This is a genomic window from Dokdonia sp. R78006, from assembly GCF_042466145.1.
Classification (GTDB): Bacteria; Bacteroidota; Bacteroidia; order Flavobacteriales; family Flavobacteriaceae; genus Dokdonia.
Genome location: NZ_JAXHBU010000001.1, coordinates 982,658 through 1,006,951 on the forward strand (window position 1 = coordinate 982,658; position 24,294 = coordinate 1,006,951).

Annotated in this window: 26 protein-coding genes; 15 read left to right on the forward strand and 11 right to left on the reverse strand. The window is 37.9% G+C overall.

What is annotated here, in order from left to right; all coding sequences use genetic code 11:
- Positions 1 to 190: 190 nt before the first annotated feature.
- The 4 genes from SJY37_RS04445 to SJY37_RS04460 all read right to left on the reverse strand — a co-directional run bounded on the left by SJY37_RS04445 (position 191) and on the right by SJY37_RS04460 (position 5,765).
- The gene (locus SJY37_RS04445) at positions 191 to 2,365 is read right to left on the reverse strand and encodes a TonB-dependent receptor plug domain-containing protein (protein ID WP_298323555.1); all 2,175 of its coding nucleotides are present in this window, start codon (positions 2,363 to 2,365) and stop codon (positions 191 to 193) included.
- Positions 2,366 to 2,421: 56 nt separating this feature from the next.
- Complete coding sequence (locus tag SJY37_RS04450) at positions 2,422 to 3,372, reverse strand: hydroxypyruvate isomerase family protein (protein ID WP_298323553.1); 951 nt, start codon at positions 3,370 to 3,372, stop codon at positions 2,422 to 2,424.
- 67 nt (positions 3,373 to 3,439) lie between these two features.
- Positions 3,440 to 4,084 carry a gluconate 2-dehydrogenase subunit 3 family protein gene (locus SJY37_RS04455; protein ID WP_035335199.1) on the reverse strand — a complete coding sequence of 215 codons (645 nt, stop codon included), beginning with the start codon at positions 4,082 to 4,084 and terminating at the stop codon, positions 3,440 to 3,442.
- Between the two features lies 1 nt (position 4,085).
- Positions 4,086 to 5,765 carry a GMC oxidoreductase gene (locus SJY37_RS04460; protein WP_298323861.1) on the reverse strand — a complete coding sequence of 560 codons (1,680 nt, stop codon included), beginning with the start codon at positions 5,763 to 5,765 and terminating at the stop codon, positions 4,086 to 4,088.
- 190 nt (positions 5,766 to 5,955) lie between these two features.
- Here SJY37_RS04460 and SJY37_RS04465 point away from each other — a divergent pair, with 190 nt between their 5' ends.
- The 13 genes from SJY37_RS04465 to SJY37_RS04525 all read left to right on the forward strand — a co-directional run bounded on the left by SJY37_RS04465 (position 5,956) and on the right by SJY37_RS04525 (position 15,780).
- Positions 5,956 to 6,945 (forward strand): sugar phosphate isomerase/epimerase, encoded by a 990-nt coding sequence (locus SJY37_RS04465; protein ID WP_298323547.1) that lies wholly within the window; start codon positions 5,956 to 5,958, stop codon positions 6,943 to 6,945.
- 5 nt (positions 6,946 to 6,950) lie between these two features.
- Positions 6,951 to 8,174 (forward strand): nucleoside permease, encoded by a 1,224-nt coding sequence (locus SJY37_RS04470; protein WP_298323545.1) that lies wholly within the window; start codon positions 6,951 to 6,953, stop codon positions 8,172 to 8,174.
- 153 nt (positions 8,175 to 8,327) lie between these two features.
- On the forward strand, positions 8,328 to 9,464 hold the full coding sequence (locus SJY37_RS04475) for a Gfo/Idh/MocA family protein (RefSeq protein WP_298323543.1): 1,137 nt from the start codon (positions 8,328 to 8,330) through the stop codon (positions 9,462 to 9,464).
- An 81-nt stretch (positions 9,465 to 9,545) separates the two neighbouring features.
- On the forward strand, positions 9,546 to 10,598 hold the full coding sequence (locus SJY37_RS04480; protein WP_035335192.1) for a sugar phosphate isomerase/epimerase: 1,053 nt from the start codon (positions 9,546 to 9,548) through the stop codon (positions 10,596 to 10,598).
- Positions 10,599 to 10,607: 9 nt separating this feature from the next.
- Positions 10,608 to 11,366, forward strand: coding sequence for a DUF1080 domain-containing protein (locus SJY37_RS04485; protein WP_379952845.1), 759 nt, complete (start codon positions 10,608 to 10,610; stop codon positions 11,364 to 11,366).
- Between the two features lie 3 nt (positions 11,367 to 11,369).
- Positions 11,370 to 12,128 (forward strand): DUF1080 domain-containing protein, encoded by a 759-nt coding sequence (locus SJY37_RS04490; RefSeq protein ID WP_379952846.1) that lies wholly within the window; start codon positions 11,370 to 11,372, stop codon positions 12,126 to 12,128.
- A 27-nt stretch (positions 12,129 to 12,155) separates the two neighbouring features.
- Positions 12,156 to 12,524, forward strand: a complete 369-nt coding sequence (locus SJY37_RS04495; protein ID WP_379952847.1) for an SdpI family protein — start codon at positions 12,156 to 12,158, stop codon at positions 12,522 to 12,524.
- Positions 12,521 to 12,856, forward strand: a complete 336-nt coding sequence (locus SJY37_RS04500) for a hypothetical protein (protein WP_298323533.1) — start codon at positions 12,521 to 12,523, stop codon at positions 12,854 to 12,856. The genes SJY37_RS04495 and SJY37_RS04500 overlap by 4 nt, the downstream gene beginning before the upstream one ends.
- A 171-nt stretch (positions 12,857 to 13,027) precedes the next feature.
- On the forward strand, positions 13,028 to 13,891 hold the full coding sequence (locus SJY37_RS04505) for a YicC/YloC family endoribonuclease (RefSeq protein WP_298323531.1): 864 nt from the start codon (positions 13,028 to 13,030) through the stop codon (positions 13,889 to 13,891).
- On the forward strand, positions 13,891 to 14,490 hold the full coding sequence (gene gmk / locus SJY37_RS04510) for a guanylate kinase (protein ID WP_298323530.1): 600 nt from the start codon (positions 13,891 to 13,893) through the stop codon (positions 14,488 to 14,490). The genes SJY37_RS04505 and gmk overlap by 1 nt, the downstream gene beginning before the upstream one ends.
- A 7-nt stretch (positions 14,491 to 14,497) precedes the next feature.
- On the forward strand, positions 14,498 to 14,842 hold the full coding sequence (locus SJY37_RS04515; RefSeq protein WP_298323528.1) for a HopJ type III effector protein: 345 nt from the start codon (positions 14,498 to 14,500) through the stop codon (positions 14,840 to 14,842).
- An 18-nt stretch (positions 14,843 to 14,860) separates the two neighbouring features.
- On the forward strand, positions 14,861 to 15,439 hold the full coding sequence (gene nadD, locus SJY37_RS04520) for a nicotinate (nicotinamide) nucleotide adenylyltransferase (RefSeq protein ID WP_108877405.1): 579 nt from the start codon (positions 14,861 to 14,863) through the stop codon (positions 15,437 to 15,439).
- Positions 15,440 to 15,450: 11 nt separating this feature from the next.
- On the forward strand, positions 15,451 to 15,780 hold the full coding sequence (locus SJY37_RS04525) for a hypothetical protein (RefSeq protein WP_298323524.1): 330 nt from the start codon (positions 15,451 to 15,453) through the stop codon (positions 15,778 to 15,780).
- 93 nt (positions 15,781 to 15,873) lie between these two features.
- Here the strand turns inward: SJY37_RS04525 and lysM are convergent, their stop codons facing one another.
- The 3 genes from lysM to dprA form a co-directional block, all read right to left on the reverse strand.
- Positions 15,874 to 16,374 carry a peptidoglycan-binding protein LysM gene (lysM, locus tag SJY37_RS04530; protein WP_298323523.1) on the reverse strand — a complete coding sequence of 167 codons (501 nt, stop codon included), beginning with the start codon at positions 16,372 to 16,374 and terminating at the stop codon, positions 15,874 to 15,876.
- A 279-nt stretch (positions 16,375 to 16,653) separates the two neighbouring features.
- Positions 16,654 to 17,616, reverse strand: a complete 963-nt coding sequence (locus SJY37_RS04535) for a nicotinic acid mononucleotide adenyltransferase (RefSeq protein WP_298323521.1) — start codon at positions 17,614 to 17,616, stop codon at positions 16,654 to 16,656.
- A gap of 197 nt (positions 17,617 to 17,813) precedes the next feature.
- Positions 17,814 to 18,917, reverse strand: a complete 1,104-nt coding sequence (dprA, locus tag SJY37_RS04540) for a DNA-processing protein DprA (RefSeq protein ID WP_379952848.1) — start codon at positions 18,915 to 18,917, stop codon at positions 17,814 to 17,816.
- Positions 18,918 to 19,018: 101 nt separating this feature from the next.
- Between dprA and SJY37_RS04545 the strand changes: the two genes are divergently transcribed.
- Both SJY37_RS04545 and SJY37_RS04550 read left to right on the forward strand, forming a co-directional pair.
- A complete protein-coding gene (locus tag SJY37_RS04545; protein ID WP_298323517.1) occupies positions 19,019 to 19,954 on the forward strand; it encodes an SPOR domain-containing protein in 936 nt (311 codons plus the stop codon).
- A 67-nt stretch (positions 19,955 to 20,021) separates the two neighbouring features.
- Positions 20,022 to 20,531, forward strand: a complete 510-nt coding sequence (locus SJY37_RS04550) for an acyl-CoA thioesterase (RefSeq protein ID WP_108877412.1) — start codon at positions 20,022 to 20,024, stop codon at positions 20,529 to 20,531.
- Positions 20,532 to 20,577: 46 nt separating this feature from the next.
- Here the strand turns inward: SJY37_RS04550 and SJY37_RS04555 are convergent, their stop codons facing one another.
- The 4 genes from SJY37_RS04555 to SJY37_RS04570 all read right to left on the reverse strand — a co-directional run bounded on the left by SJY37_RS04555 (position 20,578) and on the right by SJY37_RS04570 (position 24,285).
- A complete protein-coding gene (locus SJY37_RS04555) occupies positions 20,578 to 20,763 on the reverse strand; it encodes a CsbD family protein (protein WP_013750728.1) in 186 nt (61 codons plus the stop codon).
- Between the two features lie 138 nt (positions 20,764 to 20,901).
- Entirely contained in the window at positions 20,902 to 22,134 is a 1,233-nt protein-coding gene (locus SJY37_RS04560; protein ID WP_379952849.1) for a murein hydrolase activator EnvC family protein, read from the reverse strand.
- Positions 22,121 to 22,903 carry a DUF4292 domain-containing protein gene (locus SJY37_RS04565; protein WP_379952850.1) on the reverse strand — a complete coding sequence of 261 codons (783 nt, stop codon included), beginning with the start codon at positions 22,901 to 22,903 and terminating at the stop codon, positions 22,121 to 22,123. The genes SJY37_RS04560 and SJY37_RS04565 overlap by 14 nt, the downstream gene beginning before the upstream one ends.
- Positions 22,903 to 24,285 (reverse strand): tetratricopeptide repeat protein, encoded by a 1,383-nt coding sequence (locus SJY37_RS04570; RefSeq protein WP_379952851.1) that lies wholly within the window; start codon positions 24,283 to 24,285, stop codon positions 22,903 to 22,905. The genes SJY37_RS04565 and SJY37_RS04570 overlap by 1 nt, the downstream gene beginning before the upstream one ends.
- Positions 24,286 to 24,294 lie beyond the last annotated feature (9 nt).

Consider the following 24,294-nt stretch of genomic DNA (forward strand, 5'->3'; position numbering starts at 1 on the left):
CTGCTAGGGTTTTGAGTAAAAGTAGTAAATCCTACACACTCCGTTATCAAACGTATAGATTCTGATTGTATTATTTTAAAAAATAATTTACAAGAAGAGATCACTCTCCATGCGAGAGCTAATTACAAGATATTTCTACCACTTAACATAACAAACGACCTGTAATACTTTAAAACTAATAAGCAAAGACTTATATAACTATCCTGCCTAAAGTAACCCTTGATGAATTTTCATTGAGGCTAAAAAACTTTACCTCCGTATTCTCTGTAGGCCTTCCCAAATCTTTAGTAATTGTCATTTTTAAAAATGAGTTTGGACTTCTTTCTTTCTTCTCGTCCATTAGAATATTGAAAAACCACTCTCCTTTCTCTGCATTTATAAGTTGAAATTCTTGAAATCTTGTATCATGTTTCAACTCATTATTCATTTCATTTTGACTCCTAAAACTATCATGCTTCCATTGATGATAATTCTTTGTAGGATTAACAAATTGAAAGGAAAAATTCTCATTAGGCACATTCCACTCTAACGTTACAAGACCATCTAATGCTATTTTGGAAGGTTTAAAAGTAGAGAGGCTCCATGGTAATACAACGCTCGGAAACTTGTTATAAATCCCTCTAATTTCAGTTGTAATCGCCATTTTAAAATCTTCAGAAAGTGGAAAGGTGCTTAAGATTTCTTCATAAAGTACACCTGCACTTTCAAAATCATTCAAATGTATGTAGCTTTTTGCAAGATCACGTTTAAGTTGCAAGGAACTAGGATACTCTTTAGAAAGTTTTGAAATCAGATTATGAGCATCAAGATGATACTTTTCTTTCTCAAATTTATAGGTCAATGCAATCAATGCATCTTTATCAAATTCATAAACTTCTTCGATATTAGACAATACTCGCTTAGCTATTTCAAGTTGCCCTTTTGCTTTAAATGCATCAAATGCATCAAAATAAAAATCTACATCTCCACCTGCTATCAAACGTTCTTTCAAATAAACAGAGTAAGCCTCCTGAGACGCTATTAACTTAACTTTTATAGCATTGAAATTATTGAGGTCAATAACTTTTAGATCCCCTTTCATTCTTCTAGTGGTTCCTCTACGACCACTTTTCTTTTCTTCCTTATTGATTATACCACTCTTAGTAGTAATTAATACTACCCCATTTACAGCATTAGGTCCATAAATTGCAGTAGCAGCTAGACCTTTGAGGACCTTAACATCTTTAATAGTTGAAGGATCAATATATGAATAATCTGTTTTACTACTTACTTGGCTTTGCTCAGTAATTATTCCGTCAATATAAACAACGGGATGATTTGTGTTTACGTATGAAGAAAAACCTCTTATTATAGCACTTCCTAAATCTTGTTTACCTTGGTATTTTACACCTGGCACTTTACCAGATATAAGTTGGCCTACATCTGTATGTCCCGTCTTATATTGGTCTGATGTTACTCTCACAATAGAATAACCTTTTGAACGATCTTCCTCCCAATATTCATTTTCCGATAATCTTGCTTTTTCTTGTTTATCAATAATAACAACTTCTTTAAGTTGATTCATTTTATCTCCAAAATCTAGCTGAATTTCCACATCGCCTTTATCTTCTATTTTTATAAGCTGTTCTTTACCTCTTACAGTTTTAACACTTACTATATCCTTAGTGTAACTCTGAAAAGTATACCAGCCATCCTTATTTGACCTTGTACTATTCTGTTGATCATAAATAGAACTTATTTGAGCTCCCTCTATAGCTCCATCCTCGTTAAAAATATAACCTGATACTGTGATTTCTTTTTTTAATGTGGATTCCGTTTGTTGTTTTTTTAAATATTTATCAACTATTTTTTTTGAAAAATCATTTACAACAATTTCGGATAGGTGTTCTTGATCTATATTATAAAGTGGCAAGTACTTTACTTTGACATCTTCAAGATTATTAGGTGTGCTATTTACAATGATAAGTTTATCCGAAAAGTCACCCATCTTAGGCAATTGATCTGAAAAGTAAAGGATCTTTCTAGATTGTCCTGATCTTAGAAGAATGTCAGGATGTTTAGTTGACCCATCATAATTAACCATTTTGAGAAAATCTAAAAATTCTCTGGTATTACTATTTACGTCCGAAAACATTTTTTTTTCTAAAACAGTATTAGCAAATACTGTTATTTCAATATCGTCAACTGAATTTATCCGAATATATTCTTCGAGTACATTAATCTCTAGATCAAGGTTTTTTTCAATCATAGAAAATGAAGCATCCCAATAAACGGAAAGTTTATTAGGTGCTTCTTGAGACAAAACCGTTAAAGAGAGTATAAGAAAGAAGCTAAGTAGTATAGATTTTTTAAATATAATTATCATAGTTGCTTATTTATAAAGGTTTGTAAGTTTCCTTATCACACGTCAAAATCTTTAATTTATAAGAAGAGATCACTCTCCACATACGCATCTATTACACGCTGCTCGCCTTCCTTCCCTTTTATACTATTGCCATGCTCCATTCCTAAAACTCCTTTGAAATCGCGGCTATGAATGTATTTAAATACATTTTTATAGTTAATCTCTCCAGAAGTAGGCTCATTGCGCCCCGGGTTATCTCCTATCTGGAAATAAGCAATCTCGTCCCAGCACTGTTCTATGTTCGGGATTAGGTTTCCTTCTTGAATTTGCTGATGGTAAATATCAAATAGAATCTTGCACGACGGACTATCTACTGCTTTACAAATTTGATATGCTTGCGGTGACTTAGATAAAAAGAGTCCTGGGTGATTTCTAAAATTGAGTGGTTCAAGCACCATTACAATTCCATGTGGTTCTAGAATGGCCGCAGCTTGTTTTAAAGTCTCTACCACGTTTGCCGTTTGATATGCCATGTCTTGACGCATATCCACATGACCAGGTACGACTGTCATCCATTTTGCATTTACACGTTTGGCAACAGTAACAGATTTCTTAATATCATCTAGAAACTCTTCTCTCCATTCTTGCTTTCCGCTCGCTAGATGGGGAGTTGTCCAGTGTATTTTATGAGCTACAAAAACTCCCATAGTCATCTCGCGTTCTTTCATAACAAGTGCCATGGCCTCTTGTTCGACAATGGGACGGTTGCGCATCTCATTATCTTCGAAGGCGGTAAATCCTTGATCTGCCATAAAGTTGAGCTGATCGATCACATTTTCGCCAGCGAGCTCTTTAAAAATCCCTACATGTGGTGCATAATTGAGATTAAAAGAATGTGCTCCATTTTTCGCTTTCGCGAAAGCGGAAACATCTCCTATCCCATTAACCATAGCGTTTACCCCGATACTACCTAAACCTAAAAAGGAACCCGTGAGAGCTCCTTTTTGTATAAATTTCCTTCTGTCCATAACTTATTAAAATTCTTGCAACATTGTCATTTATAGCATTCCATTTATTAATTACATCTGGTGTAATTTATAGAGAATATGTCTTTCCTCCTGTTGCTTCCTCTAGTGGCAAGCAACCTACTTGTTTACCTGGAATAGGCTCATAAGCGAGTACATTTTCTCCTATTTCTTCTGAGGCTTTCCATCCCCATATAGTCATTCCTCTTATATTTCCTAAAAGGCTAAAAGAACCAGCATCTGGATCTACTTTTACCGTCTTATCGTTCTCATAAACTTGATAGAACTCACCTAAACCTTTATTGTAAATAGCTTGTTCTTCTTGAGATGCATTAAGGTACTTTGTGAGTAAGGCATCATAATCTTCTGCTTCGGCCTCTTCAAATGTCTTTCCAGAGGCGTCTTGCAATCTATTTGCAAGTGCGTCAAACCCTGCTAGAATTTGCGTTTTACCTTCTGCATCTACTGCTTGATTCCAGTAAGTATCTATAAACTTGTGTACACCTACATCTACCGCTCCTGGGATCATCTCGTCAGAAGGAATAATAAGATCTACCATATGGCGCAATGCTTTACCTTGAGACTTGCTTAAAAATACAGGCTCAAACACCGGTCCATCTGCTTTACAACTTTGTAAAAGGCTCAATATCGTAGGTGTTGCAACAAGTGCTACTCCACCTAATCCTAAGTTCTTTATTAATTGTCTTCTATTCATCTTACGCTTCTTTTTTGATTTGAGCAGCAGCGTGATTTGCAGCACGTGCGCTAAAAGCCATATATGTGAGTGATGGGTTTACACAACTTGCAGAGGTCATAAACGCTCCGTCTGTTACATAAACGTTAGGAACAGCGTGTAACTGGTTATTACCGTTACAAACTGATGTCTTAGGATCACGACCCATACGAGCCGTACCCATTTCATGTATTCCGTTACCCGGAGCACTAGGATCATCCATAGTCTGGATATCTGTAAATCCAGCCTTTTTAAGCATATCTTTTGCACTTGCAATCATATCCTTACGCATTTCCCATTCATTCTCTTTCCACTCTGCGTCAAAGTTTACCTTAGGTTGTCCCCATTTATCAAGATCATTATAATCTAGCGTCATTTTGTTCTCATGGTAAGGAAGACACTCTCCAAAGCCCATAAGACTCATAGTCCATCCTCCTGGTTTTTGAATCTCTTCTTTAAGCTTTGCTCCGTATCCTGCTTCGGCAATTTGTGGTTGGTAATCACCACGACCTGCACCACCTTGATAACCGTATCCACGCTTAAAAGTTTTTTGATCTGTTACTCCGCCTATGTTTCTAAAGCGAGGAATATATAATCCATTAGGACGACGTCCTTTGTAATATTTGTCTTTATCACCATCCCACTTTGCAGTTGCTCCTGCTTTAAAGTGGTGATCCATTAAGTTATGACCTAGCTCTCCAGAGTCATTACCCATTCCATTAGGAAAACGCTCACTCTTAGAGTTCATAAGAATACTAGCAGAGGCAATTGCAGAAGCACAAAGGAAAACGGTCTTTGCTTTAAACTCCATAGTCTCCATAGTCTCTTGATCGGTAACTTTTACTCCTGTTGCCTTCCCTGTTTTATCATCATACACCACTTCTGTCACGATAGAAAATGGACGTAACGTCATATTCCCTGTGCGTTCGGCAGCTGGTAATGTAGATGAGTTACTTGAGAAGTATCCTCCAAAAGGACATCCTCTCACACAGCGATTTCTAAACTGGCAAGCAGAGCGACCATCATATGTTTTTGCTCCTGTAATGTGCGCAACACGCCCAATAGTAAGTAAACGACCGTCTTTATAATTTTCGGCCATGTTTTTCTTAAGTACTTCCTCTACACAGTTAAGTTCCATAGGAGGTGAGAATTTACCATCAGGTAATACTTCAAGACCTAGACTCTCTCCAGAAACAGAGATATACTCTTCCACCTTATCATACCAAGGAGAAATATCGCTATAACGCACTGGCCAGTCTACAGCTATGCCTTCTTTTTTATTTGCTTCAAAATCAATATCAGATAAACGGTAACTCTGGCGTCCCCACATAATAGAACGACCTCCCACGTGATATCCACGTATCCAGTCAAAACGTTTTGTCTCATTGTAAGGATGATCTACATCATCTACAAAAAAGTGACGACTCTCTGCTTTATGAACATAACCCGTACGAGCTTGCTTCTCATAACGAGCCTCTACTTCTACACTATTATTACCCTTTAACTCAAAGTCCCAAGGGTCTTTATGCATAGTAGGGTAGTCTTCAATGTGATTAACCATACGACCACGCTCTAAAACAAGCGTTTTCATACCATTCTCACATAACTCTTTTGCTGCCCATCCTCCGGAGATTCCTGAGCCTACGACAATTGCGTCGTACATTTCGTTTTCGTTGGCTGTGTTCACTATATATTGTATTAATGAAAAAAAATTGTGATGTAGTTTACCAAATATATAAATTTTAAGTTGTTTTTTGTTAATATGAGAAAAAGGTTACCTTAGTCAAACACTAGATTTAACAGTAATTCACGGGCGAAAACGTTATAGTTCTACCCTCCAATTAAATTATATTATGAAAAAATATCTTCTAGGAGCATTTTTATGCGCATTTACACTCTTTTCTTGTAAAACAGATCAAAAAAAAGAGGGTGATAACGCTTCCGCGAAAGCAGAAATTGAAAATTCTCAAAAAACAGCTCCAACTTTCAAACATTCCCTCGCTCAATGGTCTCTTCACAAACCGTTTCAAGACGGTACTATGGACCCGATGGAATTCCCGCAAATTGCCAAAGATCTTGGTTTTACCGGAGTAGAATATGTGACACAATTATATCCATCTGTTGCTGAAGTAGGGGCAGGTTATAAAGAACGTGTAATGAAACTTGCAAACAACCTTAATGCTAAGGCAACTGCTGCAGGAATGGATAACGTTCTTATTATGGTGGATCACGCTGGTGAACTAGCAGATCCAGACCCTAAAAAACTAGAAGAAGCTATTGCAAATCACAAAATATGGATGGATGCAGCAAAACTTATGGGAGCACACTCGGTAAGAGCAAATCTCTTTGGAGAGCTAGATCCTGTAAAATGGCATGCTCTATCTGTAGCATCTCTTAAAGAGCTAGGAGCTTACGGTAAAGAAGTAGGTGTAAACGTAATCATAGAAAACCACGGAGGATGGTCAAGCGATGGAGAAAAGCTTATTGCTGTGATGAAAGAGGTTAATATGGAAACAGTAGGTGTTTTGCCTGATTTTGGAAACTTTTGTGTTAAACGTGAAGGTGGAGAACGCTGGAGCGCTCCTTGTGTGTTAGAATATGATACTTATAAAGGAATAGAAGAAATGATGCCGTATGCAAAAGGAGTGTCTGCAAAGTCATATAACTTTGATGAAAATGGTAATGAGACAAAATTAGACTACCAACGATTAATGCAAATCGTTGCCGATAGTGGTTTTGAAGGATATGTAGGTACAGAATATGAAGGACCTCTAGAAGATCCAAAAGAAGGCATCGCTCTTACTAAAGCACTAGTTCAAAAATCAATAGACAATCTAAAATAAGCCCTATGAAATCAACTACTAAATTCCAGTTATCTTTTATGATGTTCCTCGAGTTCTTTATTTGGGGAGGCTGGTTTGTGACCTTAGGCACATTCATGGGCAATAACCTGAATGCAGAAGGAGGAGAAATTGCAGCAGCATTCTCAACACAATCTTGGGGTGCTATAATTGCACCATTTATTATAGGTCTTATTGCAGATCGATTTTTTAATGCAGAGCGTATACTAGGTGTACTTCACATCATTGGCGCTGCATTAATGTATATGATGTCTCAAGCAACAGACTCAGCTGTCTTTTATCCTTATGTTTTAGGGTATATGATTGCTTATATGCCTACACTAGCACTTGTAAATTCCGTTGCGTTTAATCAAATGAAAGATCCTTCAAAAGATTTTCCATTCATACGCGTATGGGGAACAATAGGGTGGATTGTAGCTGGATTGTTAATCAGCTTTGCTTTTGGATGGGATTCACAAGATGCTATTGCATCAGGCATGCTTAAGAATACATTTGTAATGACGGCTATAGCTTCGGCAGTATTAGGCGTTTTTAGTTTTACACTTCCTAAAACACCACCAAGTGCAAAAGGAGAAAAAGTTGCTATCAAAGATATTTTAGGTCTTGAAGCGCTAGGTTTACTTAAGGATAGAAATTTCTTAGTGTTTTTCCTTTCTTCTGTACTTATCTGTATTCCACTTGCATTTTACTACCAAAACTTAAGTCCGTTCCTTACAGAATCTGGTGTAGAAAAATCTACAGCATTAGCTTCTATTGGTCAAGTATCTGAGGTAGTGTTTATGTTATTACTTCCTTTCTTCTTTAAGAAGTTTGGATTTAAGAAGACTATCCTAGTAGGAATGTTAGCGTGGACATTACGCTATTTATTATTTGCTTACGGAAACACTGGAGATTTATTCTTTATGGTTATCACAGGGATTGTACTTCACGGTATCTGTTATGATTTCTTCTTTGTATCTGGACAGATTTATACAGACAGCAAAGCTGGACCAAAAATCAAGAGTGCAGCTCAAGGGCTTATCACACTTGCTACTTACGGTGTAGGGATGTTAGTAGGTTTTTATGTGGCAGGAAAAATAACAGATGCAAACATTGTAGGTGAAGGTCACGATTGGAACTCTGTATGGATATTCCCAGCAATTTTTGCAGCAGCAGTATTTGTGATATTTGCAGTGCTATTTAAAGAAGAAAAAATAGAATATACGGAGTAGTAGTTCAGGCTTAAAAAGTTTTTCCCCTACCTTGAAGGGTGGACTTTTTTAGGACAAGTAATAATATACTCAGTATAAATAAAAATCTAAAAAGTCGATTTACACACCCTTTAAGACAGGGAAATGGAAATCGGCAAATAAAAACACAACACAATGAGCAATAAAATAAGATGGGGCGTCTTAGGTGGCGGCGGAGATAGTTTAATAGGTGTGTTACACCGCGTGGCGGCAAGTATGTTTGATGCATACCAGCTAGTAGGTGGTTCTTTTAACCCAGATATAGAGATAAGCAAAGACTTTGCTACTCAAATAGGCATCCCTACAGATCGTATTTATAAAGATCTCAACGAACTTATAGAAAAGGAATCAGCACTCCCAGCAGACCAGCGTATGCAAGTGGTATCTATACTTACGCCTAACTTTTTACACTTCCCGATGGCAAAGCAGCTTCTAGAAGCTGGCTTTAACGTGATTTGTGAGAAGCCTATGACAATGACGCACGCAGAGGCGCTAGAGCTTGAGGCTATCCAAAAGAAAAATGGTACCGTCTTTGGGCTTACACATACGTACACAGGTTATCCTATGGTGCGCCAGATGAGGGAAATGATAGCAAATGGAGAACTGGGTGAGATACAAAAGGTAGACGCGCAGTATTATCAAGGCTGGATTAATAACCTAATACACGACAAAGAGCAACGCAATAGCACCTGGCGTTTGATGCCTGAAAAATCGGGAATTTCTTGCTGTCTTGGTGATATAGGCGTTCACGCTTACCAGATGCTAGAGTTTGTAACTGGCAAGAAAATTAAATCTGTACTTGCAGACCTCAACCATCTATATGCAGATAATGAGATGGATATAGACGGTACCGTATTACTACGCCTAGACGAATACACAAAAGGTGTGTTGCGATCTAGTCAAATAGCAACAGGTGAGGAGAACAACTTTACCGTAGCTGTTTATGGTACAAAAGCAGGTCTCAAATGGGAGCAAGAAAACCCTAACTATCTCTATTTACTAGAAGATGGACAACCTATGCGCGTGCTTAAACCAGGCCACGCTTATAACAGTCCGCTATCGCTAGACGGCACAAAACTACCTCCAGGACACCCAGAAGGAATTTTTGATGCGATGGGTAATATCTATAAAGGTGTTGCAAAGGCAATACGTGGAGAAGACTACAATTCAGGGGAATTTCCGGGTATGACAGATGGTGTGCGAGGGATGAACTTTATAGAGAAAGCCGTACAATCTCATCGTGATGGGAATGTGTGGATAGACCTAGAGTAGTTTAAGTACGCTTTCGCGAAAGCGTAAAAAACAACAACTAAAAAGATTGTCGCCTTTGCGAGAATGAAAAAAATATATCCAATGAAAACAATAAAAGGACCCGCAGTATTTCTCGCCCAGTTTATGGATGACAAAGCTCCATTTAATTCGCTAGACGGATTGTGTAAATGGGCAGCAGACCTTGGGTATAAAGGAATACAAATCCCAACTTGGGAAAACCGATTAATTGACCTCACCACAGCTGGAGAAAGTAAAACCTACTGTGATGAACTTAAAGGGAAAGTAAATGACTATGGGCTTGAGATTACAGAGCTCTCTACACACCTACAAGGACAACTAGTCGCAGTACATCCTGCTTATGATTTGATGTTTGATAATTTTGCTCCAGATGATTGTAAAAACAATCCAAAGAAGCGTACGGAATGGGCTCGCAAGCAAGTAATAAGCGCTGCACACGCAAGTAAGCATCTAGGTCTTGATGTGAGCGCGACGTTTAGTGGTTCGTTGCTTTGGCACACCATGCACCCTTGGCCACAACGTCCTGCAGGACTTGTTGAGATGGGGTTTGAAGAACTAGCCAAACGATGGTTACCTATACTCAATACCTATGATGAATGTGGTGTAGATGTGGCTTATGAGATTCACCCTGGTGAAGATTTACACGACGGAGTGACTTTTGAGCGTTTTCTAGAAGCTACAGGTAATCACAAGCGTTGTAATATTTTATATGACCCAAGTCACTTTGTGTTACAGCAACTCGATTATATCGCATACATAGACCACTATCACGAGTTTATAAAGGCCTTTCATGTAAAAGATTCTGAGTTTAAACCAGATGGGAAGCGCGGTACTTTTGGCGGTTACAGTGACTGGCAAGATCGCGCTGGGCGTTACCGCTCTCCGGGTGATGGACAGATAGACTTTAAAACCATTTTTACTAAACTCACAGAATACGGTTGTGACGTTTGGGCAGTGATGGAGTGGGAATGTTGTGTAAAAAGTCCTGAGCAAGGAGCTCGAGAAGGTGCGCCATTTATCGCTTCACACATTATTGAGGCAACACAAAAACGCTTTGATGATTTTGCTGGAGAAGATATCGACAAAGAGCAGTTAAAAAAGATACTGGGACTTTAAAACACAATTATGAAGAGAACAATTTATATCGCAGCAGTGGCTTTAATGGCATTTGCTTGTAAAAATGAAACTAAAACCACGGTTGTAGACATTAGGAGCGGAGAAGGAAACACTTTCTCTATAGGTGGCAAAAAAATTGCCGATCCTAGTGATAAAGTTGTTCTTTTTGACGGCTCTAACCTCAACGCTTGGAAAGGATATGGTACAGACGGTATGCACGACAATTGGACCATAGAAGATGGAGCAATGGCTTTTACGCCTGGGGAAGAAGGTGGTAAAAACATCATTACAAAAAACACCTATAAAAACTTTGAACTCAATCTAGAGTGGAAAGTTTCTGAAGGTGGTAACAGTGGCATCTTTTGGGGTGTAAAGGAATCAACAGAGTTTAAAGAAGCTTATGAAACTGGCCCAGAAATACAAGTGCTAGATGACGAGCGTCACCCAGATGCAAAGGTGGCAAATGGAACGCACAAAGCAGGATCTCTTTATGATATGATAAAACCTGCGGACGGTATGATCAATCCCGCTGGTGAGTGGAATAAAGTAACGCTTTATATCAATCACGATAGCAATCTAGGTAAAGTAAGCCTTAATGATAAAGAAGCATACACCTTCCCCGTAAATGGCGAAGAGTGGGATGCTATGGTTGCAAAGACTAAGTTTGCAGACTGGAAAGGCTTTGGTAAATATCAAGAAGGTCACATAGGTCTCCAAGATCACGGAGATAAAGTATGGTACCGCAACATTACAATAAAAGAATTATAGATTATGAAATTATACCATTTAGGAATTATCGCAACAGCACTAACCATTATATCGTGCGGCTCAGGAAATGTGGGTGATGAACCAACGAAACCAGAACAAACAGAAGTATGGGGTCCAAAACCTGCAAAGGTTGCCATAAACGGGCAGACCGGTATCCCTAGTGATGCTGTTGTATTGTTTGACGGCACAAACCTCAACGCTTGGAAAAGTAAAAACGACGGCGGCGCTCCTAAGTGGACGATTAATCAAGACGGTAGTATGACCGTAAAAGATAAGACGGGAGATATTGTGACCAAAGAGGACTTCGGGAGTGTACAATTACACCTAGAGTGGCGTAGTGACCCAAACAACACACAGACCAACCAAAACAGAAGTAATAGTGGTGTGTTTTTTCAAGGCTTGTACGAGGTGCAAATCTTAAATAATAATGACAATGACACCTATGTAAATGGTATGGTAGGTTCTATTTACAAGCAAAAAGCACCAGATGTGATGGCTGCAAAACCTACTGGAGAGTGGAACACCTATGATATTGTCTTCCATGCGCCAGAATTTGACAGTGAAGGAAAAAGAACAAAAGCCGGCACACTAACAGTGTTGCTTAATGGTGTCCTTGTTCAAGATCACTATGAGTTACAAGGAAGCACAGAGTACATAGGTTTCCCAAAAAACAATGCCCATGGAGATGGACCAATCATACTTCAAGATCATGGCGATATGAGTGGTGTAGGATATAGAAATATTTGGTTACGTAAACTTTAAAAGCTCCAAACTAGACGAATTTAAAAGATGAAAGATCTTGCAACGGTAAATCAAGAAGTAATTTGGGCAATGATCACCATTGCTTTTATCATGCTCTGTATCTCCGTTTTTTACTGGAAAAATCCTCCCGTAAAAATCAATAAATTATACGGTTACCGCACGCGACACTCTATGAAAAACCAAGAGATATGGACAGCAGCAAATAAACATAGTTCGATTATGTTTATAAACCACGCACTTATTTTATTTGTGATTACCGTTGTTCTAAGTTTTTTAAAAACACCTTATTCACTTCTTATTTTTTTGATAGTATTGTTAGGTGGTATTTTATTTGGAGCATTAAGAACAAGTCAATTTCTAAAAAACAATTTTGACCAAGAAGGAAATAAAAAATGATAGATCTCCCTACAATACTCACCACGCTAGCGCCAGCACTCATAAGTCTAGCATTATTTATAAATACGCGTTACTTCCCACCGTCAATGGGTAACTCATTCTTAGCAAAATCTCCAGAATGGTGGATGAGAGATCAAGCCACTTGGAATAGTGCATATTCGTTTTTGGCTCAAAAATATGGCATCGGTACTATCGCACTTTTTGCAATTTGTAGCTGTTTGTTCTTTCTTGAAAGCCCTTATGCAGCATACGGCGGTTATGTTGCGCTTATAGCATATGTGATTTTAGCAAATTACCAAGTGCGCTCATATATGACTGACAAAATAAAATAGCATTGTCTCGCTTTCGCGAAAATTTGATTGCATTCACTAAACGTCTTGAATGATTGTATGTAAGCACGACTTAAATACTCTTTATTACAAGATTATGGGAATACAACTATGCTTTCGCGAAAGCGTACAAACCCCATTCATAATTAATAACTGAACCTTTATCTTTGCCGAATGATAAAATCGATGACTGGTTTTGGGAAAAGTGTACTACAACTTCCTGGAAAAAAAATTACAATAGAGATCAAATCGCTTAACAGCAAAAATCTAGATCTCAATGCTCGTATACCTTCTACCTATCGTGAGAAAGAACTTGCCCTGCGCAATATGGTTGCAAAAGCACTAGAACGCGGTAAGATTGATGTAGGTCTTTATGTAGAAAGTACTGGAGAAAACACCAATACAGTTATTAATGGAACGGTGGTAAACGCTTATATGGCTCAGCTCTCTGATGCTGTGAGTGGTAATCCTAGCGAGACAGAACTTCTTAAAATGGCAATGCGCCTTCCAGATGCTCTTAAAACAGAACGTGAGGAACTAGATGAAAACGAGTACACATCGATTGTATCAAATCTAGAGGAAGCACTTAAGGAAATAAACAAGTACCGTCTAGATGAAGGGAATTCTCTTAAAACGGAGTTTGAACTACGTATTGCAAACCTACAGCGCTTGCTGGAAGAGGTTATTGTACTTGATGTAGATAGACTGAGTGATGTAAAAGTAAGGCTTGAGAAAGCTGTTTCTGATCTTAAAGTAAATGTAGATGAGAATCGCTTTGAGCAAGAGCTTATCTATTACCTAGAGAAATATGACATTACTGAGGAAAAAGTTCGCTTAAAAAATCACCTAGATTACTTTACAGAAGCCCTAGAATCTGATGATTCTAACGGTAAGAAACTTGGCTTTATAGGTCAAGAAATAGGTCGCGAGATTAATACCGTAGGATCTAAGTCTAATTATGCACCTATGCAGCAGCTGGTAGTGCAAATGAAGGACGAACTAGAAAAAATAAAGGAGCAAGTTTTAAATGTACTCTAATGGCAAAGCAACCAGAAGATAATAATAGTGAACATCAAGGAAAGCTCATCGTATTTTCGGCACCTTCAGGAAGTGGAAAAACAACGATAGTAAGACACCTTCTAGCACAAGAAGAATTAAACCTTGAGTTTAGTATCTCTGCAACGAGCCGTGAGTCTCGTGGAGAAGAAAAGAATGGGAAGGACTATTATTTCATAGATCTCAAAGAATTTAAAAATCACATCAAGGCAGACGACTTTCTAGAGTGGGAAGAAGTTTACCGCGATAACTTTTATGGAACACTGTGGAGCGAGGTACAACGTATCTGGGCCATGGGCAAACATGTGATTTTTGATATTGATGTTGTGGGAGGTTTACGTATCAAAAAGAAATTTCCAGATAAGACACTTGCTGTTTTTGTAAAGCCACCTAGTGTTGACGAGCTTAAGATACGCCTTAAGAAGCGTAGCACAGAGAGTGAGGATAAGATTAACATGCGTATCGCAAAAGCTTCTGTAGAGCTCGCTACGGCACCACAGTTTGATCATATCATTCTTAATGACAATCTAGACAAAGCACTTAGAGAGGCTGTAACACTTGTTACTGATTTTGTAAAATAACATCAAGATGACATTACAAGATTTTAAAACCAAACTTGTTACCACACCTAGTGATATTCAATTTACCGATACCATGGAGGTTATAGAATCTCTATATACTTTTACGCCTAGCTCCTTTACAAATGGAGACATTCGTAATGAAAGCGGTCAGAACAATGGCTCTTGCAAGTTATTCGGTTTTGCAAAAGACCAAGGGTTGAATAAAAGTGACACACTACACTGTTTTGGCGCATATTACAGAGAAGATGTACTACAAAACCCAGAGGGTACAGATCACCAAAACATTAGAAACTTCATGCAGCACGGCTGGGATGGTATTTCCTTTGATGCAAATCCTCTCCATAAGAAATAACACATAAATACTACTCTATTGAAAATAGGTCTCTACTTCGGAACATTTAACCCTATTCACATAGGGCATCTTGCGATTGCAAATCACATGGCAGAGTATAGCGACCTAGACAAAATCTGGATGGTCATCACGCCACACAATCCATTTAAGAAAAAGAGTAGCTTACTAGATAACAATCATCGTTATCAGATGGTCTTAGAAGCTCTTGAAACCTATGATAAAATAGAGCCAAGTAATATTGAGTTCAATTTACCACAACCTAACTATACAGTATACACACTAGCTCATCTAGAAGAAAAGTATCCTCAGCACGAGTTTTGCTTAATCATGGGAGAAGACAATCTTAAAAGTCTTCATAAGTGGAAAAACTACGAAGTTATTCTCGAGCGTCACGACATATATGTATATCCTAGAATCTCTGAAGGTACGGTTGAAACACAGTTTGACAACCACTCAAAGATTCACAAAGTAGACGCTCCTATCATGGAAATTTCTTCTACAATGATTCGTAAGGCTATTAAGGATGGTAAAAATATAAGACCTTTATTACCACCTGAGGTACATACTTATATCGATCAAATGAACTTTTACAAATAGGTCATAAGTGTATGTCTAAACGGGACTTGACACAGCAAAATAGCAAAGAGGCTACCTACTACGGTATCTTGATGGTTATTTCATTTCTTGTACACCTCGCTTTAAAACGTGTAAAAGCTTCAGATAATGATTTACCTAATTTTCTCTTGGGATTTACGGTTGCTTTATTTGTTGCATCTAGTATACTCACTATCATTAAATATCTTAAAGCTAGAAAGGAACCTCAAAGCCCTAAGCTAGCTAAGGCTCGCGTTTTTATAATTATAGCAGTTATTTTCTGGCTATTTTTCTTAATGACCCTTTCTAAAGAAGTTTTGGAGATTTTTAGTCAGCTAGCTTAATTACTACAAATAAAAAAAGAACAAACATTCCAGACTATCGTCCTTCATATTTGTTCTTTTAATTAGTCTATAATCGCGCTTGAGCGCTTTCTTTTATTTCTCTAAGTGAGGAATACGTAATACTTGACCTGGATAAATCTTATCTACATCCTTAAGCATTGGTTTGTTTGCTTCAAAGATTTGTGGGTACTTCATTGGATCTCCGTACATCGCTTTTGAGATCTTGCTTAAAGAATCTCCGCTTACTACTGTGTAGAAACGAGCTTCTGGCTCTGGGTTCTCTACCGTAAGTCTATCATCTACAGTTGCAATACCTGTAGAGTTTCCTACTACCAGGATTACCTTTTCTTTAGTTGCTTGATCGTTTGCACTTCCAGTAACTACAGCAACATCTCCATCTATTGAGATATCAAGGTTATCAACATCAAGACCTAAGTCATTAATTGTTTCTGCCATGTTACTTGCTGCCTTAGCATTAGACATTGCAATTTTTTCTTCGGCTACTGCTGCTTTTTCGGCTGCTTCTTCTGCATCTGTTTTTCCTATTCCAAAAACTTTTGCTCCTGCATTTTTAATGAATGAAAATAATCCCATAGTTATAATATTTAGTTAGTGTTTTTATTGAGTACGGAAGTTACAAAAAAGCTAGAGTTATCAATCTATTGTTATGATGACTTTAGTAAATCTCAACGTATATTAACCCTTACCTAACATTTAAGCAGATCATCTATGTTTTTGTAGAATCTCATTCACATGAGCCACTTCCCAAAAAAAGAGAATCCTCACACTAAGTAACACTTAGGTAAGGATTCTCCAACTAAATAACCAACCAAAAATTCTTGAATCACACTGCCGTGGCTAGTGCAGTGATTATTACTTTTTAAGCGCTGCTGCTTTCTTTGCGGTAAGCGCTTTTATTTCTGCTTTAATGTCTGCCGTTTTCTTACGAAGTTTCGGCGCATTTTTACTCTTTCCATCTGTTGCTGTTCTAAACTGGATATACCCTCTACCTCTAAACTGGTAAGTAGTTCCCGTATTTACTTGATACAGCTCTATCGTTTCATCATCAATAACGGTAAGGTCAAAGAACTCATTGTCTGGAAAATTATAATCTAATGTTAAAGTCTTCAAGTAGAAATCTCCAGGCACATCATTTACATCATAGATTCCATCATAGTCCCAAAAAATGTTATTTGTAGATGTTCCGTTTCCATCTTCAGAGCTTCTAAAGTTTCCAGACTGTCCCGCAGGTAAAAACTGTAAGAAATTCTCATTATCAAATGGGTTTATTGCTCCTTCTTCACTGGTATATATTTTTTCCCAAGCTTCAAATTCTTGCAAGAAGTAGTGGATGTTGTTATAGAAAACCAAGTCATAGTCAAAAGTGCTACGTTGGTATCCTACTAGAATATATACTGCTCCTGTAGACGGGTGAAATAACTCTATCTCATTACCAGATAAAACACGCACATCAAATGAATAATCTCCATCCAGGTCATGATAAGCATCTAGCTCATACCCAAAAGTGTCATATGCTCCCACATCAATACCAAATCCTCCACCATTCTGACCTAAACCAGATAAGTTATTGTTTGCAAAGATGGTTCCGTTTCTAAAGGATACTGTAAATGCCTTTTGTAAAAATGGTACGGTAAGATTACCAGAAGAGGCATCGATATCTACATAAAATATTTCATACTGACTCAACACTTGATTAAGTGAAGGTCCATTATCTACTTCAACATAAGGATCTACTACTACGATCTCTTCTGTATAACAAGAAGTAAATAGAGCTGCGATAAGCGCTACTGCAAATAATTTTTTGATCGTTTTCATACTGTTTGTTTTTTGATTCCCTTAACAGTATTCAAACGGCGTGCCAAAAATATAAATATCTAATTATTAGTTGATTATGTTTTAATTTCGCTTTCGCGAAAATGTTCTCAACCTCTTAAAAGTGCATTATATATAAAGTACTCACTTACGATGAGAGCAACTAACTCATAACCAAACCTCTTAAAATATTTCAAAGATTACGTCAACTCAAACAACTTCCCAGGCAAAGGTCTAACCACTCCTTTGAGTTCCATTTGCAATAATATACTCGCGATTTTAAAAGTGGGTAGCTTGCAGTTGAGAGCAATAATATCCATAAGCTCTTTTCCATTCTCGTTAAGGAATCGCCACACTACCTTTTCTTCTTCTGTGAGTTCTACAAAAAGTTGTTTTTGAATGGCTGGCTGCTGCTTTTCTTCTAGTTTCCAGTTGAGAATATACACGAGGTCGGCTGCGCTTGTCATGAGATTTGCTCGTTGCTGCTTGATGAGATTATTACATCCTAAACTTTGCTTATCGTCTGCACGTCCAGGTACCGCAAATACATCACGATTGTAGCCATTTGCAAAATCTGCCGTTACAAGTGATCCTCCTTTCTCTGCAGATTCAATCACAATAGTCGCTTCAGAGAGGCCTGCTATAATCCGATTGCGCTGCAAGAAGTTAGTATGCACAAAACTACTACGACTCCAGAAATCTGTAACAAAACCACCGTTTGCTTCTACTCCGCTCATATACTTGCTGTGTACTTTAGGATACACTTGATTGAGGCCGTGAGCAAGTACGCCTATGTTTTGTAAACCGTGGTCAATACACGCTTTATGAGCTGTAATATCCACTCCATAAGCAAATCCCGAAATAATAAGCGGATTAAGCGGAGCTATCTCTTTTATGAACTTTTTCAAAAATTGCTCACCATAAGTGGTAATCTTACGAGTGCCCACAATACTAATGATGCGCGGATTATTCCAGTTAATGTTTCCTCTAGAAAAAAGTACGACTGGTCCGTCTATACAATATTTCAATCGCTGCGGATAGTCTGGGTCTGTGTAGGTAGTTGCCTTAATATCATTAGACTGAATGAATGAAAGTTCTTCTTTCGCGAAAGCGTAATACTTCTCCTCACCGAAGGCACTAAGTTTATGATTTCCTATCCCATCTATTTTGAGAAGCGTGGTTTTAGGCTGTTTTAGTACCTCCTCTGCACTCCCAAATTGTTGTATTAATTTCTTGATGGTACCATCACCTAGATTAGGAGTATGTTGTAATGTAAGCAAGGAAAGCAATTCTTTTTCGGACATTAACTGTTGATTTTAAGACATCTAAGTAACAACTATTATATCTGTTAATAAAATAAATCACTAAATCTTGGAGGGTTGTGCATTTTGATTAATTTTGAATTATGCAGTTAGATCAGTACATAAGCGATTTATTATATAGATATGAATGTGTGATATTACCTGGTTTTGGGGCGTTTTTGACTCAAATCCAGAGTGCACAGATTCACTCAACAACCCATGCCTTCTACCCGCCTAAGAAGAAACTTTCTTTTAACGCGCAACTTACAGATAGCGATGGATTGCTAGCAAATTATATTTCTAAAACTGAGATGATCCCTCATGAGGAAGCGAGTACTCGTATTAAAACATACGTGCGTTTTCTTTTTGACAGTCTTCACAAGGGAGAAGCACAAACACTATCAAACATAGGTACTCTTTCTCTAGACACAGAAAGCAGGTTACAATTTGAGCCATCATACCACCTTAATTATCTTACAGATTCTTTTGGTCTTTCTTCATTTACCTCTCCAGAGATTTTAAGAGAAGTGTACAAAGAAGAAGTTACTGCTCTAGAAAGCACAACTCCTATAGCTTTCACTCCAGAACGCAAGGCAACGAGCTCGTGGATGAAGTATGCAGCTGCAGCTGTAATAACTTTTGGCCTTATAGGCGCTGTAGGATTTAACTATGTAAAAGATGTAGAGCAGCATAACTATGTTTCTCATCAAGAGGCAGAAAAGCAACTAGAAGATAAAATTCAAGAAGCTACTTTTGAGATACCTAATCCGCTACCAGCGATTAAGCTATCACTTACGAAGCCTGTAGGAAGCTATCATATTGTTGCAGGAGCTTTCCGTATGGAAGAAAATGCACAAACACGTGTGGACCAACTTACAGAACAAGGTTTTAAGGCTCGCAAGATAGGAACTAACAAATATGGCCTTCATCAAGTAGTGTATGGAAGCTATACAGACTCTCAAGAAGCTCTTGCCGCATTAAAGTCTATACGCAGTACAGATAATAAGGAAGCGTGGCTTCTTGTGCAAGAAATGGAATAATCCTTTATTAGATTTTCATTTTTAACCTTTCGAGTTTGACGTACCTTTGCGCCAAAATTGAAATGTAATGCAAGCACGTACGCCTACTGATTCAAAAACAACACTAACAGATTTAGTACTACCTAGTGAGACTAACCCTTTGGGTAATCTCTTTGGAGGTGAGTTACTCGCTCGTATGGATAGAGCTGCAAGTATTGCTGCAAGAAGACACTCTCGTCGTATTGTAGTAACTGCATCTGTAAACCACGTAGCCTTTAACCGCATGGTTCCTCTAGGAAGTGTAGTAACTGTAGAAGCAAAGATTTCTCGCGCTTTTAGAACCTCTATGGAGATAGTGATTGATGTGTGGATAGAAGACCGTGAGAGCGGCTTAAAATCGCAGGCTAATGAAGCAATTTATACCTTTGTTGCCGTAGATGAACAAGGAATCCCAGTTTTAGTACCACAAGTAACTCCAGAGTCTGATCTTGAGAAGAAACGATATGACGCCGCACTGCGACGTAAGCAACTATCACTTGTGCTCGCTGGTAAGATGAAACCAGAAGACGCAACAGAGCTTAAAGCTTTATTTATATAACACAAAAAAAGCCTCCAATTGGAGGCTTTTTTTATGCTTGTGGTTATTACCACTTTTCTACTTCTTCTTTAATAGCTTCTTTGGTTTTTCCAGTTTTTTCTTGGATACGACCTACAACTTCATCAAATTTTCCATCTGCAAATGTCTCGTCGTCGTCAAAGTGCTTTCCGTATTTCTGTTTAAAATCCCCTTTTACTTGATTCCACTTTCCTTCTAGTTCTGTGCTGTTCATAATCTTCTCTTTTTAAGTTCACCACTAAATTACTTTTAATGAGCGCTTTATTGTAATAAGAGAGTATTAAAAAGTGTTATGGTTGTGCTAAAGTTAATTAGGCAAAGTACGCTTTCGCGAAAGCGTAAAAAAAGAACATTACATATTAAGTACCCAGTCTGATGGGTTGAGCTTTGAAGTGTTTTTACGCACCGAAAATTTAAGAACACTCTTACCGCTGAAGGCATTGCGCGTGACTTGACCTATTTCTTGTTTAAAAGAAACTTGGTCGCCCTGCTTCACCTTGATACTCTTAAGGTTTGTATAGACAGTGAGATAATCTCCATGACGTATAAAAACAGTAATAGTACCTCCTTGCATATCTTGTATTTGAGTAACCTCTCCTGCAAACACAGCTCTCACAGCTGCGTCTGGTTCTGTCTCAATATCTACACCACTATTAGTAAGTGTAATACCAGGAAGCGTAGGGTGTGCAGATTTACCAAAGCGACGAGTGACTCTACCTCGCACTACTGGCCATATTAATCTTCCTTTGTTTCCAGAAAACTCTTTGGCTAGTGCAACCTCTGCAGGAGTCATTGCAAATGTCTTACTGCTAGCCGACTTTCCAGCTTTTTTATTACTCGCTGCAATAGCATCTGCAATGAGTTTATCTATTTGCCTGTCTATACGATCTGCCTCTTGTTGTTTCGTTTTAATCTGAGCTATGTAGCTACTGGATTTTTTACGAATCTCTTTCACAAGTTCATCTTGACGTTCCTTCTCTTTATCGAGCTCTCGTCTAGCTATACGATTCTCTGCAATAAGGGCTTCCTTATCGCCTTTTTGTTTAACCAGCTTCTTATTTGTTTCTTGAATGAGTGTGGTGCGCTCCTTAATCTGCAAGCCTTGCTTCTTGCGATAATTTGCATACTGCTTCATGTATTGCGTACGCTTATATGCTTGCTTGAAGCTCTCACTAGATAAGAGGAACATAATCTTACTTTGACCGCTCTTACTTTTATAAGACTTACGAATCATATCACTATAGTCATCTTTGAGTATGGTAAGTTCCTTGCGTAGGTTTTCCATTTTCTCGAGGTTCTCATTAATCTCCCGAGTAAGTAAATTAGCCTGACTATTAGTGACCTTGATAAGATCTGACCTAAGTCTAATTTTTGTGTCAAGGTCTTCTACTTGTGTGAGGATGGAAACTTCTTTCTTTTTATTTGTTTCGCGCAAGCGTTGCAACTGTTGCATTTCCTTTTTAAGAGACTCTCTGCGCTGTTCTAGCTGTCTTTGCTTTGCAGACTGCCCAAAGGCTGCTTGTGACATAAATAACGTCAAGAAACAGCTTACAATAAAGATGTATGCTAACTTACTTTTTTGCATTGAGCTTGATTTCTTGGTATCCAGAAGGAATAGAAAATGGCATGCGTACCTCTCCGTTTAAATCTATATCGCGATACTCTATTTGCACTTGAGACTGGTTCTTACCATCATCTGCAAGGATATCTAGCAAGTAAGGAAAGATCTTATTTCCTACTTCTTTATAATCACCATATGCAATATCAAGTGATCCTCCATTATCCTTTTGCTCTATACGTTGTTCTTGAGTAACAAAGTTTTGAGTATTAATCCCAAAGAATAAATTCACTTCATCAAGTTGCTTTCTTGGGGTAACCTCGTAGCCATTTTGAGTTTCCTTAAATGTATACTTCCCTTCTCTCAAATCATAAACAGTTTGCCCAGTGAGTAAACGCTGCAGTTGGAAAAAGTCTATTTCTACACCGAGATACTGACTTAAAAATGCAAAGTCACCGTCAAAGTATTGATTGTTGAGCTTATCATAAAACTGCACTTTTTGTGGTGTTATTAAAGCACGAGCACCAGAAAAGCCTATCAAAGATGCGTTCATCCAGATTTGTTTATCCTTTTCAATACGGATAGTAAGAGTAACTGTAGGCTTTGTTCCTTTTTTATCTCTGTACTTAATTTTTGTACGAGCATCAAAAGTTGTAAAATCTATCGCATTATTATAATATTCCTTTACAAGACGCTTAGAAGAAATATCTTCTACTGTCTCTGTAGTAGTAACTTTCTTTGCACCACCGCAACTTGCGAGCACTATTACTAATAATATGTAGCCTAGCTTCTTCATTAATTTCCTTGTGCTTTAAGTTCTTTTACTTTGCTGTAATAACGAGCTGCTTTTGCAGCATCTCCATCACCAGTGTGTGCATCACCTAGTTGCTTGTAAAAGTCCATCTCCATAATCAAATCTTCAATAATATAATCTACACCCAGTTCCAGCTGATCAATAGCAGCTTTGAACTTACCTTGTTTATTTAATGCCACGCCATAAGTAAGATACAATAACGGCTGCGACGGATATAAATCAAGACCATCTGCCACTACATCTTCTACTTTTTCAAAATCACCTGCGTCTAGCAATAATAAACTTGTGTTTTTTATAAGTTCGAGATTTTCTGGCTCACTATCTAACGCCTTAATAAGGTATGGCAATGCCTTCGCTTTATTTCCTTTTTGAATGTAATACGTAGCTAGCTCTTGATAAATATTTGCATCTACTACTTGCGTGTCAAAAATTGCAATAGCTTGCTCTAGCTCCGGCTCGTACTTAGGATTTCTATTTACAAAGAGTACAAAATCATTAAGCACGCGATGCTTTGCTGGCGGACTCATACGCGTACTCTCAAGTACCTTTTGCATAGAAGCAATTGCTTCATCTATCTTCCCATCATTAAGGTTGAACTTGTATAAAGCTAAGTGCACTTCGTCTGCATAAGGATTTACCTTTTGTAGCTCAAGTGCAGTTTCGTATGCCTTTTGCGTGTCCCCTTGCTCACTGTACAGTAATATAAGTTTGAGGTACTCTGCCTCGCTCTTTGGATTAGAAGCAATATTCTGTTCTATCTCCTTTACCTGTCTATTTGTATTACCAGAAAGCGCATATAATTTGCTCTTTAATCGATCTCGATATATGTCACTTCCTATCTCATCATCTAGCTCTTCAATGAGGTCAAGAGCTTCTTCGTATCGCTTCGTACTTGTATAGATGCGTGCAAGATCTTCCTTGTACTGCACATCAAACCCTATAAGCTTTTTTACTGTAGTAGCTGCTGCATCATAATCTTGCTGCTGAAAGTGAACTTCATATAATGCCTCTAAAACATCTACATCATTAGGTTTGATATCTAAGTAAGTATTAAAATCTGAGGCAGCCTCATCATAATTTTTGAGAAATACTTGATTTTTCCCTCTCTCAAAATATAATATGGCAAGCTCAGGTTCTACAGCGATACACTTATTTAATGATGTGATGGCGCGTTCATAATTTTCAATCCCCTTTTGCTTAAGAGCTTCAAAAAAAGCAGTTTGAAAAGCATCTGACACATCACCTAAGTCATCCACATTCTCATCTGCAAAAGGTGTTACCTCTTGCGGTTGCTGTGCGTTCATACGCTTTCGCGAAAGCGTAAAAAACACCGTTAATATGAGTATGTAAATCCCTTTGTTCATCACTTTATA

Coding starts and splice junctions, on each gene's coding strand:
- gmk (WP_298323530.1), top strand. CDS start 13,891: ATGGCAAAGCAACCAGAAGATAATAATAGTGAACATCAAGGAAAGCTC.
- SJY37_RS04485 (WP_379952845.1), top strand. CDS start 10,608: ATGAAGAGAACAATTTATATCGCAGCAGTGGCTTTAATGGCATTTGCT.
- SJY37_RS04445 (WP_298323555.1), bottom strand. CDS start 2,365: ATGATAATTATATTTAAAAAATCTATACTACTTAGCTTCTTTCTTATA.
- SJY37_RS04515 (WP_298323528.1), top strand. CDS start 14,498: ATGACATTACAAGATTTTAAAACCAAACTTGTTACCACACCTAGTGAT.
- SJY37_RS04475 (WP_298323543.1), top strand. CDS start 8,328: ATGAGCAATAAAATAAGATGGGGCGTCTTAGGTGGCGGCGGAGATAGT.
- dprA (WP_379952848.1), bottom strand. CDS start 18,917: ATGTCCGAAAAAGAATTGCTTTCCTTGCTTACATTACAACATACTCCT.
- SJY37_RS04525 (WP_298323524.1), top strand. CDS start 15,451: ATGTCTAAACGGGACTTGACACAGCAAAATAGCAAAGAGGCTACCTAC.
- SJY37_RS04535 (WP_298323521.1), bottom strand. CDS start 17,616: ATGAAAACGATCAAAAAATTATTTGCAGTAGCGCTTATCGCAGCTCTA.
- SJY37_RS04570 (WP_379952851.1), bottom strand. CDS start 24,285: ATGAACAAAGGGATTTACATACTCATATTAACGGTGTTTTTTACGCTT.
- SJY37_RS04460 (WP_298323861.1), bottom strand. CDS start 5,765: ATGTACGACGCAATTGTCGTAGGCTCAGGAATCTCCGGAGGATGGGCA.
- SJY37_RS04565 (WP_379952850.1), bottom strand. CDS start 22,903: ATGAAGAAGCTAGGCTACATATTATTAGTAATAGTGCTCGCAAGTTGC.
- SJY37_RS04450 (WP_298323553.1), bottom strand. CDS start 3,372: ATGGACAGAAGGAAATTTATACAAAAAGGAGCTCTCACGGGTTCCTTT.
- SJY37_RS04550 (WP_108877412.1), top strand. CDS start 20,022: ATGCAAGCACGTACGCCTACTGATTCAAAAACAACACTAACAGATTTA.
- SJY37_RS04455 (WP_035335199.1), bottom strand. CDS start 4,084: ATGAATAGAAGACAATTAATAAAGAACTTAGGATTAGGTGGAGTAGCA.
- SJY37_RS04495 (WP_379952847.1), top strand. CDS start 12,156: ATGAAAGATCTTGCAACGGTAAATCAAGAAGTAATTTGGGCAATGATC.
- SJY37_RS04505 (WP_298323531.1), top strand. CDS start 13,028: ATGATAAAATCGATGACTGGTTTTGGGAAAAGTGTACTACAACTTCCT.
- SJY37_RS04470 (WP_298323545.1), top strand. CDS start 6,951: ATGAAATCAACTACTAAATTCCAGTTATCTTTTATGATGTTCCTCGAG.
- SJY37_RS04490 (WP_379952846.1), top strand. CDS start 11,370: ATGAAATTATACCATTTAGGAATTATCGCAACAGCACTAACCATTATA.
- lysM (WP_298323523.1), bottom strand. CDS start 16,374: ATGGGATTATTTTCATTCATTAAAAATGCAGGAGCAAAAGTTTTTGGA.
- SJY37_RS04555 (WP_013750728.1), bottom strand. CDS start 20,763: ATGAACAGCACAGAACTAGAAGGAAAGTGGAATCAAGTAAAAGGGGAT.
- SJY37_RS04480 (WP_035335192.1), top strand. CDS start 9,546: ATGAAAACAATAAAAGGACCCGCAGTATTTCTCGCCCAGTTTATGGAT.
- SJY37_RS04465 (WP_298323547.1), top strand. CDS start 5,956: ATGAAAAAATATCTTCTAGGAGCATTTTTATGCGCATTTACACTCTTT.
- SJY37_RS04560 (WP_379952849.1), bottom strand. CDS start 22,134: ATGCAAAAAAGTAAGTTAGCATACATCTTTATTGTAAGCTGTTTCTTG.
- SJY37_RS04545 (WP_298323517.1), top strand. CDS start 19,019: ATGCAGTTAGATCAGTACATAAGCGATTTATTATATAGATATGAATGT.
- SJY37_RS04500 (WP_298323533.1), top strand. CDS start 12,521: ATGATAGATCTCCCTACAATACTCACCACGCTAGCGCCAGCACTCATA.